Here is a 13368-nt window from a genome sequence, read left to right as displayed (position 1 = left end):
TTGGAAAATCAATAAAATATCACAACTAACAAACTTACTTTTTCCGCATATAAACACTAATAGGCACACCGTTAAAACCAAAATGTTCACGTAATTTATTTTCTAAGAAACGTTTGTACGGCTCCTTTACATACTGCGGGAGGTTACAGAAAAAGGCAAACTGTGGCTGTGGTGTTGGTAATTGCATAATGTACTTAATCTTTACATATTTTGCTTTGTAAGCTGGTGGTGGGTAGTTTTCTATAATAGGCAATAACACATCATTAAGCTGACTAGTTTTTATCTTTTTGCTACGATTTTTATATACTTCAACAGCTGTTTCAATAGCTTTAAATATACGTTGTTTTGTTAGTGCCGAAATAAAAATAATAGGAACATCTGTAAAAGGTTCCATTTGTTTTCTTATGGCTTTTTCGTAGTCTTTCATAGATTTATGATCTTTTTCAACCAAATCCCATTTATTTACTAAAACCACAATACCTTTTCTGTTACGCTCTGCCAGCCAAAAAATGTTTTGTACTTGTCCGTCAAAACCTCTTGTTGCGTCTAAAACCAGCAAGCATACATCAGCATGTTCAATAGCTCGAACACTTCGCATTACTGAGTAAAACTCTAAATCTTCTTTTACTTTTGATTTTCTACGTATTCCTGCTGTGTCAACTAAGTTAAATTCAAATCCAAAACGATTGTATTTAGTATCAATAGCATCTCGAGTTGTTCCTGCTATATCGGTAACAATGTATCTATCTTCACCTATTAAAGCATTAATAAATGAAGACTTGCCAGCATTTGGGCGACCAACTACAGCAAAACGAGGCAACTCTTCTTCAACAACTTCTTCTTTTTCTGGTAAGGCTTCAACTAAGGCATCTAAAAGTTCGCCAGTACCACTTCCATTTATACTGGCAATGGTATAATAGTCGCCTAAGCCTAAAGCATAAAACTCAACAGCATCCTCAGATCGTTTGCTATTATCCACTTTATTTACAACCAAAAAAACAGGTTTGTTAACTTTACGCAATAATTTAGCAACGTCTTCGTCCATTCCTGTAACACCAGTTTCAACATCAACCATAAAAATAATGGCATCGGCTTCATCAATGGCTAATTCAACTTGTTTATCAATTTCAGCTTCAAAAACATCATCACTTCCTAAAACATAACCTCCAGTATCAATAAGTGAAAACTCTTTACCATTCCAATCACTTTTTCCGTAATGGCGGTCTCTAGTTACGCCACTTACGGCATCAACAATAGCTTCGCGTCGCTGAATTAAACGATTAAAAAATGTTGATTTACCAACGTTTGGACGACCTACTATAGCTACTATATTACTCATATGCTTTTATTATGCAACAGCCTAAAACTGATTAATTTATATTTCGTTTGAAATATTTTGCAAAAATAGGAAATATACCCAATGCATCACTGTTTTTGAGTAAAGATTAAAAACGATTTATAGTTTGAAGAAAAAACACTAAATTTCTAAAGTTAAAAATTGAAATATGCCAACTACTAATGATATTGTTTTACGTCCGCGATTTAAAATTGAATTAAATGAAAATAACGAAACGCTACTAAAAGCTTTTGAGGACACTAAAAAAACTCATCCTAATTTTATTGTTAGTAGGATAGACGACCATGTTTTTATTAAATTCCCTAAAGAAAACCAACACTTCTGGTCTCCGCAATTACATTTAGAAATAAATGAATCTGAAAACAAGACGAGTACGTTGCATGGATTGTTTGGACCAAACCCAACCGTTTGGACTATGTTTATGTTTCTACATTTTTTAGTAGCATGCCTTTTTATTGGTTTTGGAATTTGGGCCTATACTAATTGGTCTCTAGGTAACAATTACGCCATACAAATTTTTATAACTTTGTTTATGGTTGTTATTTGGTTTGCACTTTACTTTGGTGGGCGCATTGGAAAAGCTACAGGTACTAATCAAATGTATGAACTCCATGAATTTATGAATCAAATTTTAAAAGAAAACAAAATTACTTAGAAGATTTTTCTAATTATTATAACCAAAACGCTTTAATTGGTTTTGATTACTACGCCAGTTTTTATTTACTTTCACATACAATTCTAAATGAATTTGTTTGTTAAAAAACTTTTCTAAATCTTTTCTAGCCTCAACACCTACACGTTTTAAGGCAGATCCTTTATGTCCTATTATAATACCTTTTTGTGTATCGCGTTCTACCATTATTACAGAGCGGATACGTATAATTTTTTCATCTTCTAAAAACTCTTCAGTCTCAATTTCAACAGCATAAGGGATTTCTTTTTTGTAGTGCATTAAAATTTTTTCTCGAATAGTTTCATTTATAAAAAACCGTTCTGGCTTATCTGTTAATTGGTCTTTTGGATAAAACGCAGGCGATTCTGGAAGTAACTCAATAATACGATTAAATACTTCTTTTACATTAAACTCTTCTAAAGCCGAAATAGGTACGATTTCTGCATTAGGTACTTTTTCTGTCCAAAGCTGTACTTGGGCTTCTAATTGCTCTTGATTAGATTTATCAATCTTATTTAGCAATAATAAAACAGGTATTTTAGAGTTTTTTATTTTACTAAAAAATGCTTCGTCCTTTAATTCTTGCTCGCCAATTTCAACCATGTAAAGTAAAACATCAGCATCTTCAAAGGCAGATTTTACAAAACTCATCATAGATTCTTGCAATTGGTAGGCTGGTTTTATAATACCTGGTGTATCGCTAAAAAGTACTTGAAAATCATCACCGTTTACAATACCTAAAATTCTATGACGGGTGGTTTGTGCTTTTGATGTAATTATTGACAACTTCTCACCAACAAAAGCATTCATTAACGTAGACTTACCAACATTAGGATTACCAATAATATTTACAAAACCTGCTTTGTGAGCCATTTTTAAAAAAGTATTAAGAATGCAAAGTTACAATCTTGGTTTGTTTATTTCACTATCAATAAACTCTTAAACAAAAAAACAGGAAGCTAGCCTCCTGTTTTTAAATATATTTAAATTAGTTATTGTATTATTTAACAATTTCTAATAATTCAACTTCAAAAACTAAAACATCAAACGGTTTAATAACACCGCCTTGGCGTGGAAAAGCTCCATATGCTAATTCTTGAGGAATAAAGAATTTATATTTTGAGCCTACTGGCATTAACTGAATACCTTCTGTCCAACCTTTTATAACTTGGTTTAAACCAAACTCAGACGGCGTTCCTCTATCAACAGAGCTATCAAAAACTTCTCCTCCTGTAGTTGTACCATGATAATGTACTTTTACTTTAGAAGATGCTTCTGGTTTTTCTCCATTTCCTTCTTTTAAAACAATGTATTGCAATCCAGATTCAGTTGTTTTTACACCTTCTTTGGTTTTGTTTTCTTCTAAAAAGTTTTCACCAGCAACTTTAACATCGTTATATTGTTCTTCAAGTTTTTTTAATTGTTCAGCTTGTGCTTTCTTTTGGTCTTCCTGTTGCTTTTTAGCAAAGTAATTGCTTAAAATTTTCTGAGCCTCAGTATCTTCTATTAAAACATCTGTAGAGTCTAATACATTAATAAATGCTTGCTTTATAAGATCTTTATCGGCTTCATCAAAATTACTTCCTTTTATATTTGCCATTAAACCTTTAGCACTAAATGCTCCTATAGCATAATTCACTGAATCAATTTGAGTATTTAATGGTTTATTAGTTACTCCATTTTTATTACATGATAATAACACTGCTGAAGCACATACAACAACACTTAAAAATTTAATTGTTTTCATTTTTTATAGTTTATTTTTTATTCGATGCCAAAAGTATGTATTTTTTTTGTAGTAAACAAAGCTTGTTTTGTTACTACATTTTTTATGTAATATGATTTAAAAACTTCTCTAAAATTGGGTTTCTATTCTTTTTATTCTAACATAACAGAAAGCACTGTTTTTTGTGAGATTTTAGTTAGTTCGATAAACTTAATTCCCTTTATATTATTATTTTGAAGTGATTTTGGCACAATAGAAATTCCGAAATTATTTTCAACCAGTTTATATATAGAACTTGCATGATAGGTCAAATTTCAACTCATTTTCGGTTAAAAACAAAAAGTCAAGATGAGTTCTAAATTTTAAGGTTTTATAAACCAAAAACTCTAGGCAAAAACATTGATATTTCTGGAATAAAACTAATTAGCATTAATACAATTATCATAATTAACAAAAACGGTAGCAATGGCCTAATTACTTGTGTGACCGATACTTTTGCAACTCCACTTCCAACAAAAAGGAGGGTTCCTACTGGAGGTGTGCAAATTCCGATACACAAGTTTAAAACTATTACAATACCAAAATGAACAGGATCCATACCTAAAGTAGTAACTACAGGTAAAAAAATTGGTGTGAATATTAAAACCGCCGGAGTCATATCCATAAAGGTTCCTATGATGAGTAAAATAATATTAATTGCAAAAAATATAGCAAACTTATTCTGTAATGAGTCTAATAAAAAGTTACTAATCATTTCTGGAATGCCTTCAAAAGAAAACAACCAAGACATAGCCATAGAGGTACAAATTAAAAACATAACTACAGCCGTAGTTTTTGCACTTGATAATAATATTTTAGGAAAATCCTGTTTTTTTACATCGCCATAAATTAAAGCTAAAACAGCGGCATATAAAACAGCTATCACCGAAGCTTCGGTAGCTGTAAAAACGCCGACTACTATACCACCAACTACAATAACTAATAATAATAAACTAAAAAATGCTTTTCTAAAATAAGTCCAAACTTCAAACAAGGTTGCTCTTTTACCTCTAGCATAATTTTTGGTAACAGCTATAAAAGCTACATAGCCCATAATTGCCAATCCTAATAAAATTCCTGGTAAATATCCTGCAATAAACAAAGCAGCAACAGAGGCTGCACCCCCACTTGCCAAAGCATAAACAATAAGAATATTACTAGGTGGAATTAGTAAACCAGTAGTTGAAGCTGTAATATTTACTGATGCACTTAATGTTCTTGGGTAGCCTTCTTCTTCCATCCTATCAGTCATAATAGACCCTATTGCTGAAGCTGCTGCTAATGCAGATCCAGAAATAGCTCCAAACAACATTGATGCTAATACATTTACATATGCTAACCCCCCTGGTAGGCTTGCTACCAATGATTTTGCAAAATTTATTAATCGATTTGCAATACCACCTTGTTTCATAATTTCTCCAGCAAGTATAAAAAATGGGATAGCCAACAAAGCAAAACTGTCAATTCCGGTTGTCATTCGTTGAGCAATGGTTGTTATACCTGGCATTTTATCAATATTCAGTAATAAGCTAAGCGCTGTAGAAATCCCTATGCTGTAAGCAACAGGAACTTTAATTAATAAAAGCACAAAAAAACTAACAAATAAAACGATAATACTTATAACTTCAATGCTCATAATTATTGATTTGTTTTATTAGAATAAATGTTTGATATGTGATAAACGGAAAAACACATAATAAGCAACCCGCTAAAAGGCATAATAGCATAAATATATCCCAAAGGAATTCTTAAAGTACCTGAAAGTTGCTCTAAATGTAAAGTTGTATAAACCAAATTAAGTCCGCCAATTACCATAACTATTAGGGCAAAAAGAAAAATTAAAATTTCTATAAGTATTGACGCTTTTATTTTGTTGGAATCTGACAACTTTTGATATAAGAAATCCATTGATAAATGCTCTCTTTTTGCATTGAGATAAGCGGCTCCTAAAATAGTCATCCAAATCAACGAAAAACGTGCAAATTCTTCTGTCCATGTAAAAGATGAGCCCAAAATATATCTTGAAAACACTTGAAACAATACATCTAATACCAATAAGGAAAAAATTATAATTAGAAACCACTCTAATATCTTATTTACCTTATTAAAAACAACCTTGGCTGCACTCATAACTTATTTATTTTTTATTTGATTTACAGTCTCTTCCATATCAGGATATTTCTTTATAAAATCTTCTAAAACCGATTTAGATTTTTCTGCAAATAAAGATTTTTCAGGAATAATTACTTCTACACCAGCTTCTTTTGCAATTCGCATGGATTCTTCAACAGAATCGCTCCAAAATTTCTTTTGCGCTTGGGCTGACTCATCTGCTGCTTCTTGTACCCAAACTTTTTCTTCTTCTGATAGTTTATCCCAAAACTTAGTCCCTATTAAAAGTACGTCTGGCACCGCAGAGTGCTGATCTAAAGTGTAATACTTGCTAATTTCATAATGATTAGAAGACACAAACGATGGCGGATTATTTTCAGCACCATCAACAACACCTTGCTGAATAGCAGTATACAACTCGCCATAAGCTAAAGGCGTTGCAGAGCCTCCCATAGCATTTACCATGTTAATTGCCATTTGATTATTCATTACCCTAATCTTTAATCCATTTAAATCTTCAGGTGTCCTAATAGGTTTATTACTAGTATAAAAGCTTCTGCTACCAGCATCATAATAACAAAGTCCGCGTAACCAAAACTTACTTCCTTTTTCTAAGATAGATTTACCAATAGAACCTTCTAAAACCTCAAAACGATGTTTCTGGTCTCTAAAAAGATAAGGAATTCCTAAAATATGATATTCTGGAACAAAATTAGATAAAGTTGCAGCACTCACCTTTGTAGCAGCCACACTTCCTATTTGCAATAATTCTAAAACTTCTCTTTCTGAACCAAGCTGAGCATCTGGAAAAACTTTAATCTTTAACGTTCCTCCTGATTTATTCGCTAATGCTTTTTGAAATTCTAAAATACCTTTATGAACCGGGTGTGATTGCGGTAGGCTGTGACCTAAATAGAGAATTTTAGTCCTATCTTCTTTTTTACAAGAAGAAATTGCCACAAAAAAAAACATTAAGAGAATTATTTTATACTTCATTACATTACTTTTATTTATTTAAAGTTGAAATAGTTTGTCGCATTATAGTAGCAAATATCTTGAACCATTTTACCAAGAAATTCTATATCATTCGGAACAAGACCTTGTTTTACATCTTCTCCAATAATATTGCACAATATACGCCTAAAATACTCATGGCGAGGAAAAGACAAAAAGCTTCTGCTATCGGTTAGCATACCTACAAAATGGCTTAATAAACCCATATTAGACAAACAGTTTATTTGCTTTTCCATACCATCTTTTTGGTCTAAAAACCACCATCCAGAACCCCATTGCATTTTTCCTGAAATACCACTTTCGCTGTAATTACCCATCATTGTTGCAAACACCTCATTTTGTGATGGGTTTAGATTATAAGTTATAGTTTTTGCTAATTGATTGGTATTATCAAGGCTATTAAACAATTTAGACATGTTTTTAGCTACTGGAAAATCACCAATTGAATCTACACCTGCATCTAAACCAATTTGGTTTAATAATCTACTATTATTATTTCTGATAGCCCCAATATGGAATTGTTGCACCCAACTTTTAGCATGGTACATTTTACACAATTTATTTAAAATACAAGACGCATATATATCAGCCTCATTTTTTGATATGTTTTTACCAGACAACCGCTTTTTAAATATAACATCAACTTCTTCTTCAATAAAATCATCAGCAAAAACTTGCTCTAATCCATAGTCTGATAAACGACAGCCCATGCTATGAAAATATTCAATTCTACTTTCAATCCCTTTTAATAAATCCTCTAAATTTTCGATAGAAAAGCCAACACAATTTTCTAATTTTTCGATATAGTTAGAAAATGATTCCTTTTGGATTAACATTAACACATCAGGTCTAAAGGTTGGAAAAACCTTTGTATAAAATCCTTTTTCAGCAATTTCTTGATGGTGTTTTAAGTCGTCAATAGGATCGTCGGTAGTGCAAATTACTTCTACTTTTAAATCTTCTAAAAGTTGAGCAGGTGTTTTACTTTTTAAAATAGCATTGGCTTTCTTATAAATTGAGTCAGCTGTATTAGGTTGTAATAATTCATCAATATCAAAATAGCGTTTTAACTCTAAATGTGTCCAATGAAATAAAGGGTTTCTTAAGGTATGAGGTACCGTTTCTGCCCATTTTAAAAACTTCTCTTTGTGTGATGTTGCAGAACTTGTTATAAATAGCTCATCAATACCATTAGCTCTCATTGCACGCCATTTATAATGATCGCCTTTAAGCCATGCTTCGGTAATATTTTTTATAGGTTGATTTTCTGCAATTAATTGAGGTGATAAATGATTATGATAATCTATAATAGGTAAATCTTTTGCATACTTATGGTACAAAGTTTCAGCAACTTCTGATTGTAAAATAAAATTATCAGTAATAAAATTTGTTGTTTTCATTTATGAGAACTTAATTCAAAGTTACTATTAAAGGATTATTTATTTTTTTTGAAAAGCTTTCTAAATAAGCATTCCAATTTTCTTTAGACGTAAAATCTCCAGCTTTTTTCCAGCCAAAGCCTGCATAATAAATAGCTTTATTGTTACTTACTTTAACTTCTGCAAACAAATTACTTTCGTCTTTTAAAACAGTATCATATAGAGTTGATGAAATCATATTTCCATGAGAAACAACGATTCCTGTACCTAATTCAGAATTGTCATGAGGTTGCCAATAAGACACCCATCCTGAAGACTGGTTTTGAGTGTCTTCTCCATCTTTATTATGTAAGGTTAATCCTGTTGAAATAGAATTTGTACCAGAAATTTCAATTTCAAATCGAGATAAATTACTACCATAATCCAAAGAAATACGTTTGGTTTCTGAAATGGTTTTTCCATTGGCATCCCAATCTTCATATTCTAAAACAAAACTCGTTCGGATAGGACCTGTTGTGATAGTTTTCCAACCTGTAAAGTTTTTTGAAAAATGATAAACTGAATCTGACTTAATAGCAATACCACCAACACCACGTGAAACACCTACGTGAAAATTATCTAAACCTTCTCCTTTATCTTTATGGTAAGCACCTTTTTCTTTTTGGTCTTCGGCATACCATTTATTAATTATTGGATATTCCACACGTTTTAACCAAGCATCAATACCACTAGAAAGCGTCCCTCCTTTAACCGAATCTTCAACCATTTTTTGAGCCACTGGTCCAAAAGTTCTAAAAGCCACCTTATTGTTTTCCCAAGCATAATCATCTGTTCTTTCGGGAACAAACCTTGAATAACAATAGTTAATGATTTTAGCTTTATCAGATTTATTGACCACAACAAGTTCATATTGCTTTGAACTATTAGCTTCAATTTTAGGTTGAAACAATAACAAATCCATCTTCCCATCTTGATCGTTATCTACAAATTGGGATAATATAATTGTATTGGTTTTTAAATCCTTCACCGAAAAGCTTTCAAAACTTTCGCCTTCTTTTAATGATAACTCAGAAGCATTTATTTCAACTGTTTCAAATGAACGTGCTTCATCTAAACTATTATTGATTGTGATTATATGTTTATTGGCTGTTTCACATCCTAATAAACATAAAACGATGCACGCTACTGAGAATAAAGTTGCTTTTTTCATCTGTTTAAATTTTATTTTTTTCATCTGTCAGATGTAATTCGCCATTAAACATTTCGGTAGGTATCAACCTTAGTTATGGCTCATTTCATAACTAATCTTCGTTTGAAGGTTTTCCAATTGTAGCTAAAATTCCTCCATCAACATACACTACATGACCATTTACAAAATCACTTGCTTTTGATGATAAAAATATAGCTGCACCTGCCAAATCGTTAGGGTCTCCCCATTTTGCCGCAGGCGTTCTGTTTACAATAAAATCATTAAAAGGATGTCCATCTACTCTAATAGGCTCAGTTTGTGATGTTGCAAAATAGCCTGGACCGATACCGTTTACTTGAATATTATGTTTTGCCCATTCAGTTGCCATATTTTGAGTTAACATTTTTAGGCCTCCTTTAGCTGCTGCATAAGCACCAACACTGTTTCGACCTAACTCACTCATCATAGAGCAAATATTAATCACTTTACCAGCTTTACGCTTAATCATACCTGGTACAACATGTTTTGAGACAATAAATGGACTTACTAAATCGACATCAATAACTTGTTTAAAATCTTCAACTTCCATATCAATGAGTGGTGTGCGCTTGATGATGCCGGCATTATTAATTAAAATATCTATTTGCCCTACTTCGGCTTCTATTTTTGCAATAGCATCAATGACTTCTGTCTCATTTGTTACATTAAATTTAAAGCCAACAGCATTTATGCCTTCATTTTTATATTCGGTAACAGCTTTGTCTATTTTGTCTTGTGATGAATTCCCATTCACAATAATGTTTGCACCTGCCAATCCTAATCCTCTAGCCATAGCCATACCTAAACCATGCGTACTCCCTGTAACTAGTGCATTTTTGCCTTTTAAATCGAATAATGAAACACTCATAAATTATCTTAATTCTGTTATTTTTGCAACATCCATATCGCCATAATCTAAATTTTCACCAGCCATACCCCAAATAAAAGTATAATTTGAAGTTCCAGACCCTGAATGAATAGACCATGGTGGAGATATTACAGCTTGATTGTTTTGCATCCAAATATGTCTTGTTTCTTGAGGTTGTCCCATAAAATGACATACCGCTTGATCTTGAGGAATATCCAGATAATAGTAAATTTCCATTCTTCTATCATGAACATGTGCGGGCATAGTATTCCAAACGCTGCCAGTTTTTAATTCAGTCATCCCCATTTGAAGCTGACATGTATCAACAATACCACTTATAATCATTTGATTTACCGTACGATGATTTGCTGTTTCTAAAGAGCCTAATTCAATTTTATTTGCTTCAGCTTTACTCACTTTTTTTGTTGGGTAATTTCTGTGAGCTGGTGCTGAGTTTAAATAAAATTTAGCAGGATTATTTTTATCTACACTTTTAAAAGCAACATTTTCATTTCCGCTACCAATGTAGAGTGCATCTTTTAGAGTAAGTTCATAGACATCTCCATTTACTTCAACAACACCATCTCCACCTACATTAATAATTCCAACTTCTCTTCTTTCTAAAAAATACGACGATTTGAGTGGATCGATAGTATCCAATGAAATTGCATCTGCAACAGGCACCGCAGAACCAGCCATATATCTATCATAATGCGTGTAAACTAAAACCAACTGGTCTTCTTGCATTAAATTATCAATTAAAAATTCGTCTCTTAGTTCCTGAGTGTCATAAGCTCTTACAGCTTTTGGACTTGAAGCATATCGTGTTTCGTATTCTGTTTTCATCTTTTAATGCGTTTAGTATTATTACACTGTTTGTTTTAATCCGTATTCTAGCCCTCTCAATTCTGCTAAACCACGTAATCGTCCAATACCAGAGTATCCTGGATTGGTTTTTTTATGTAAATCATCAAGCATTTGATGCCCATGATCTGGTCTTACTGGTATTGCAAAATCTGTTCTACCTTCTGCTTTACGTCTTTTTTCTTCTATCAGGATTTCTTTTACTATATTAAACATATCAACATCACCTTCTAAATGGTTAGCCTCATAAAAATTACCTTGCTCATCGCGTTTTGTACTTCTTAAATGAAGGAAATGTACACGATTAGAAAATCGTTTTAATATATTAACCAAATTATTATCAGCTCGAACACCTAAAGATCCTGTGCAAAATGTAATACCATTAGCTCTGTCTGGTATATTATCAAACAAATAAGCATAATCTGCCTCGGTACTAACTACTCTTGGCAATCCTAGTATTGGATATGGCGGATCGTCTGGATGAATACACATTAACACTTTATTTTTTGAAGCCACAGGAATAATTTCCTTTAAAAATGACACCAAATTTTCTTTTAATTTTTGCGCATCAATATCCTTATAAGTATCAAGAATAGTTTGAAAATCTTCTAGAGTGTACCCTTCTTCAGCTCCTGGCAAACCTGCAATAATATTGTTTACAAGTTGTGTTTTCTTTTTGTTAGAAAGGCTTTCAAAATACTTTTTTGCATTTATTTTTTGATCTTTAGTGTAATTATCTTCTGCTCCTGGTCGTTTTAACAAAAACAACTCAAAAGCTGCAAAAGCATTAACATCAAAACGTAAGGCTCTAGAACCATCTTCTACTTCAAAATTTAAATCGGTACGTGTCCAATCTAAAACGGGCATAAAATTGTAACATACAATGTTTACTCCACATTTTGCTAAGTTTTCGATACTTTGTTTGTAGGCTTCTATGTATGTTTTAAAATTACCAGAGCGTGTTTTTATGTTTTCATGAACAGGAATACTTTCAACAACGCTCCATATTAAACCAGCTTGTTCTATGATTTCTTTTCTCTTTGTAATTTCATGAATTGTCCATACTTCGCCGTTAGGAATATGGTGTAATGCCGAAACGATACCCGTTGCTCCAGCTTGTTTTATATCTGATAAAGATACGGGATCATTTGGTCCGTACCATCGCCATGTTTGTTCCATTAAAAACGTATTTTATATGTTTATACACCACTATACGCACTAAAGCCTCCATCGATTGGCACAACAACTCCTGTTACAAATGATGCGCCTTCGCTACACAGCCATAATGTTGTACCTACTAAATCTTCTGGTTCTCCAAATTTACCCATAGGTGTTTGTTCAATTATTTGATTACCTCTAGAGGTTAAACTTCCATCATTATTAGTTAATAAGGTTCTATTTTGCTCTGTTAAGAAAAATCCTGGAGCCAATGCATTAACTCGTACACCTACTTTTGAAAAATGAACTGCTAACCATTGTGTAAAATTAGACACTGCTGCCTTAGCCCCACTATAAGCGGGTATTTTTGTTAATGGTGTAAAGGCATTCATTGAAGACACATTTAAAATACTACAGCCTTTTTTACCAACCATGTCTTGAGCAAATATTTGTGTAGGCAACAGTGTTCCTATAAAATTTAAGTTGAACACAAATTGAATTCCTTTTGGATCTAAATCAAAAAAAGTTTTAAAACCTTCTGTTTTATTCATCAAATCGTCTGCTTCTAAAAACGGGTTAGTTGTTGTTCCTAATGGATGATTTCCTCCTGCTCCATTTATTAGAATATCGCATTTACCAAAAGTAGCATTAACTTCTTCTTTAGCAGAAATAAGAGAATCTTTTTCTAAAACATTGGCCTGTATTCCAATGGCAAGACCTCCACTCTTATTAATTTTGTCTGCAACTTTTACTGCAGCAGTTTTATTTAAATCTAACAAGGCTATTTTATGTCCTTGCTTAGCTAAGGCTTCTGCTAGCGTACTACAAAGCACACCGCCAGCACCAGTAACTACAATAGTTTTATTTATTTGCATTTGATTATATAAAATTAAAAATATTCTGTGTACTTTGTACACGGTTTCAAATATATAAAAAAATAGTAAGTTTGG

The 13368-nt window shown here is 32.3% G+C and carries 13 protein-coding genes; 1 reads left to right on the top strand and 12 read right to left on the bottom strand.

The window, feature by feature from the left end; genetic code table 11:
* Positions 1 to 34: 34 nt before the first annotated feature.
* A complete protein-coding gene (gene der, locus L3X37_RS10890) occupies positions 35 to 1339 on the bottom strand; it encodes a ribosome biogenesis GTPase Der (protein ID WP_237240203.1) in 1305 nt (434 codons plus the stop codon).
* Positions 1340 to 1505: 166 nt separating this feature from the next.
* On the opposite strand from der, the gene L3X37_RS10885 reads away from it, so the two are divergent.
* Entirely contained in the window at positions 1506 to 2012 is a 507-nt protein-coding gene (locus L3X37_RS10885) for a GTP-binding protein (RefSeq protein WP_237240202.1), read from the top strand.
* Positions 2013 to 2021: 9 nt separating this feature from the next.
* Here the strand turns inward: L3X37_RS10885 and era are convergent, their stop codons facing one another.
* The 11 genes from era to L3X37_RS10830 all read right to left on the bottom strand — a co-directional run bounded on the left by era (position 2022) and on the right by L3X37_RS10830 (position 13293).
* Positions 2022 to 2903 carry a GTPase Era gene (era, locus tag L3X37_RS10880; protein WP_237240201.1) on the bottom strand — a complete coding sequence of 294 codons (882 nt, stop codon included), beginning with the start codon at positions 2901 to 2903 and terminating at the stop codon, positions 2022 to 2024.
* A gap of 127 nt (positions 2904 to 3030) precedes the next feature.
* Positions 3031 to 3777, bottom strand: coding sequence for an FKBP-type peptidyl-prolyl cis-trans isomerase (locus tag L3X37_RS10875; protein ID WP_237240200.1), 747 nt, complete (start codon positions 3775 to 3777; stop codon positions 3031 to 3033).
* Between the two features lie 349 nt (positions 3778 to 4126).
* The gene (locus tag L3X37_RS10870) at positions 4127 to 5431 is read right to left on the bottom strand and encodes a TRAP transporter large permease (RefSeq protein ID WP_237240199.1); all 1305 of its coding nucleotides are present in this window, start codon (positions 5429 to 5431) and stop codon (positions 4127 to 4129) included.
* 2 nt (positions 5432 to 5433) lie between these two features.
* Entirely contained in the window at positions 5434 to 5925 is a 492-nt protein-coding gene (locus L3X37_RS10865) for a TRAP transporter small permease (RefSeq protein WP_237240198.1), read from the bottom strand.
* A gap of 3 nt (positions 5926 to 5928) precedes the next feature.
* The gene (locus tag L3X37_RS10860; protein ID WP_237240197.1) at positions 5929 to 6903 is read right to left on the bottom strand and encodes a TRAP transporter substrate-binding protein; all 975 of its coding nucleotides are present in this window, start codon (positions 6901 to 6903) and stop codon (positions 5929 to 5931) included.
* A 14-nt stretch (positions 6904 to 6917) separates the two neighbouring features.
* Positions 6918 to 8321, bottom strand: a complete 1404-nt coding sequence (uxaC, locus tag L3X37_RS10855; RefSeq protein ID WP_237240196.1) for a glucuronate isomerase — start codon at positions 8319 to 8321, stop codon at positions 6918 to 6920.
* 10 nt (positions 8322 to 8331) lie between these two features.
* Positions 8332 to 9510, bottom strand: a complete 1179-nt coding sequence (locus tag L3X37_RS10850; RefSeq protein WP_237240195.1) for a BT3233 family polysaccharide utilization protein — start codon at positions 9508 to 9510, stop codon at positions 8332 to 8334.
* A gap of 91 nt (positions 9511 to 9601) precedes the next feature.
* A complete protein-coding gene (locus L3X37_RS10845) occupies positions 9602 to 10396 on the bottom strand; it encodes a gluconate 5-dehydrogenase (protein WP_237240194.1) in 795 nt (264 codons plus the stop codon).
* Positions 10397 to 10399: 3 nt separating this feature from the next.
* Positions 10400 to 11242, bottom strand: a complete 843-nt coding sequence (gene kduI / locus L3X37_RS10840) for a 5-dehydro-4-deoxy-D-glucuronate isomerase (RefSeq protein WP_237240193.1) — start codon at positions 11240 to 11242, stop codon at positions 10400 to 10402.
* Positions 11243 to 11263: 21 nt separating this feature from the next.
* Positions 11264 to 12439: a mannonate dehydratase gene (uxuA, locus tag L3X37_RS10835; RefSeq protein WP_237240192.1), complete on the bottom strand. Its 1176-nt coding sequence runs from the start codon at positions 12437 to 12439 to the stop codon at positions 11264 to 11266.
* A 20-nt stretch (positions 12440 to 12459) separates the two neighbouring features.
* Positions 12460 to 13293, bottom strand: coding sequence for an SDR family oxidoreductase (locus tag L3X37_RS10830; protein ID WP_237240191.1), 834 nt, complete (start codon positions 13291 to 13293; stop codon positions 12460 to 12462).
* Positions 13294 to 13368 lie beyond the last annotated feature (75 nt).

It is taken from the genome of Wocania arenilitoris, from assembly GCF_021728535.1.
Lineage (GTDB): Bacteria > Bacteroidota > Bacteroidia > Flavobacteriales > Flavobacteriaceae > Wocania_A > Wocania_A arenilitoris.
This window is presented reverse-complemented; position numbering and strand designations above follow the sequence as displayed.

Excerpts from the sequence above, each read along its gene's own strand:
- kduI (WP_237240193.1), bottom strand. The coding sequence starts at position 11,242 with ATGAAAACAGAATACGAAACACGATATGCTTCAAGTCCAAAAGCTGTA.
- uxuA (WP_237240192.1), bottom strand. The coding sequence starts at position 12,439 with ATGGAACAAACATGGCGATGGTACGGACCAAATGATCCCGTATCTTTA.
- L3X37_RS10845 (WP_237240194.1), bottom strand. The coding sequence starts at position 10,396 with ATGAGTGTTTCATTATTCGATTTAAAAGGCAAAAATGCACTAGTTACA.
- L3X37_RS10875 (WP_237240200.1), bottom strand. The coding sequence starts at position 3,777 with ATGAAAACAATTAAATTTTTAAGTGTTGTTGTATGTGCTTCAGCAGTG.
- era (WP_237240201.1), bottom strand. The coding sequence starts at position 2,903 with ATGGCTCACAAAGCAGGTTTTGTAAATATTATTGGTAATCCTAATGTT.
- L3X37_RS10830 (WP_237240191.1), bottom strand. The coding sequence starts at position 13,293 with ATGCAAATAAATAAAACTATTGTAGTTACTGGTGCTGGCGGTGTGCTT.
- L3X37_RS10870 (WP_237240199.1), bottom strand. The coding sequence starts at position 5,431 with ATGAGCATTGAAGTTATAAGTATTATCGTTTTATTTGTTAGTTTTTTT.
- L3X37_RS10850 (WP_237240195.1), bottom strand. The coding sequence starts at position 9,510 with ATGAAAAAAGCAACTTTATTCTCAGTAGCGTGCATCGTTTTATGTTTA.
- L3X37_RS10885 (WP_237240202.1), top strand. The coding sequence starts at position 1,506 with ATGCCAACTACTAATGATATTGTTTTACGTCCGCGATTTAAAATTGAA.
- L3X37_RS10860 (WP_237240197.1), bottom strand. The coding sequence starts at position 6,903 with ATGAAGTATAAAATAATTCTCTTAATGTTTTTTTTTGTGGCAATTTCT.
- uxaC (WP_237240196.1), bottom strand. The coding sequence starts at position 8,321 with ATGAAAACAACAAATTTTATTACTGATAATTTTATTTTACAATCAGAA.
- L3X37_RS10865 (WP_237240198.1), bottom strand. The coding sequence starts at position 5,925 with ATGAGTGCAGCCAAGGTTGTTTTTAATAAGGTAAATAAGATATTAGAG.
- der (WP_237240203.1), bottom strand. The coding sequence starts at position 1,339 with ATGAGTAATATAGTAGCTATAGTAGGTCGTCCAAACGTTGGTAAATCA.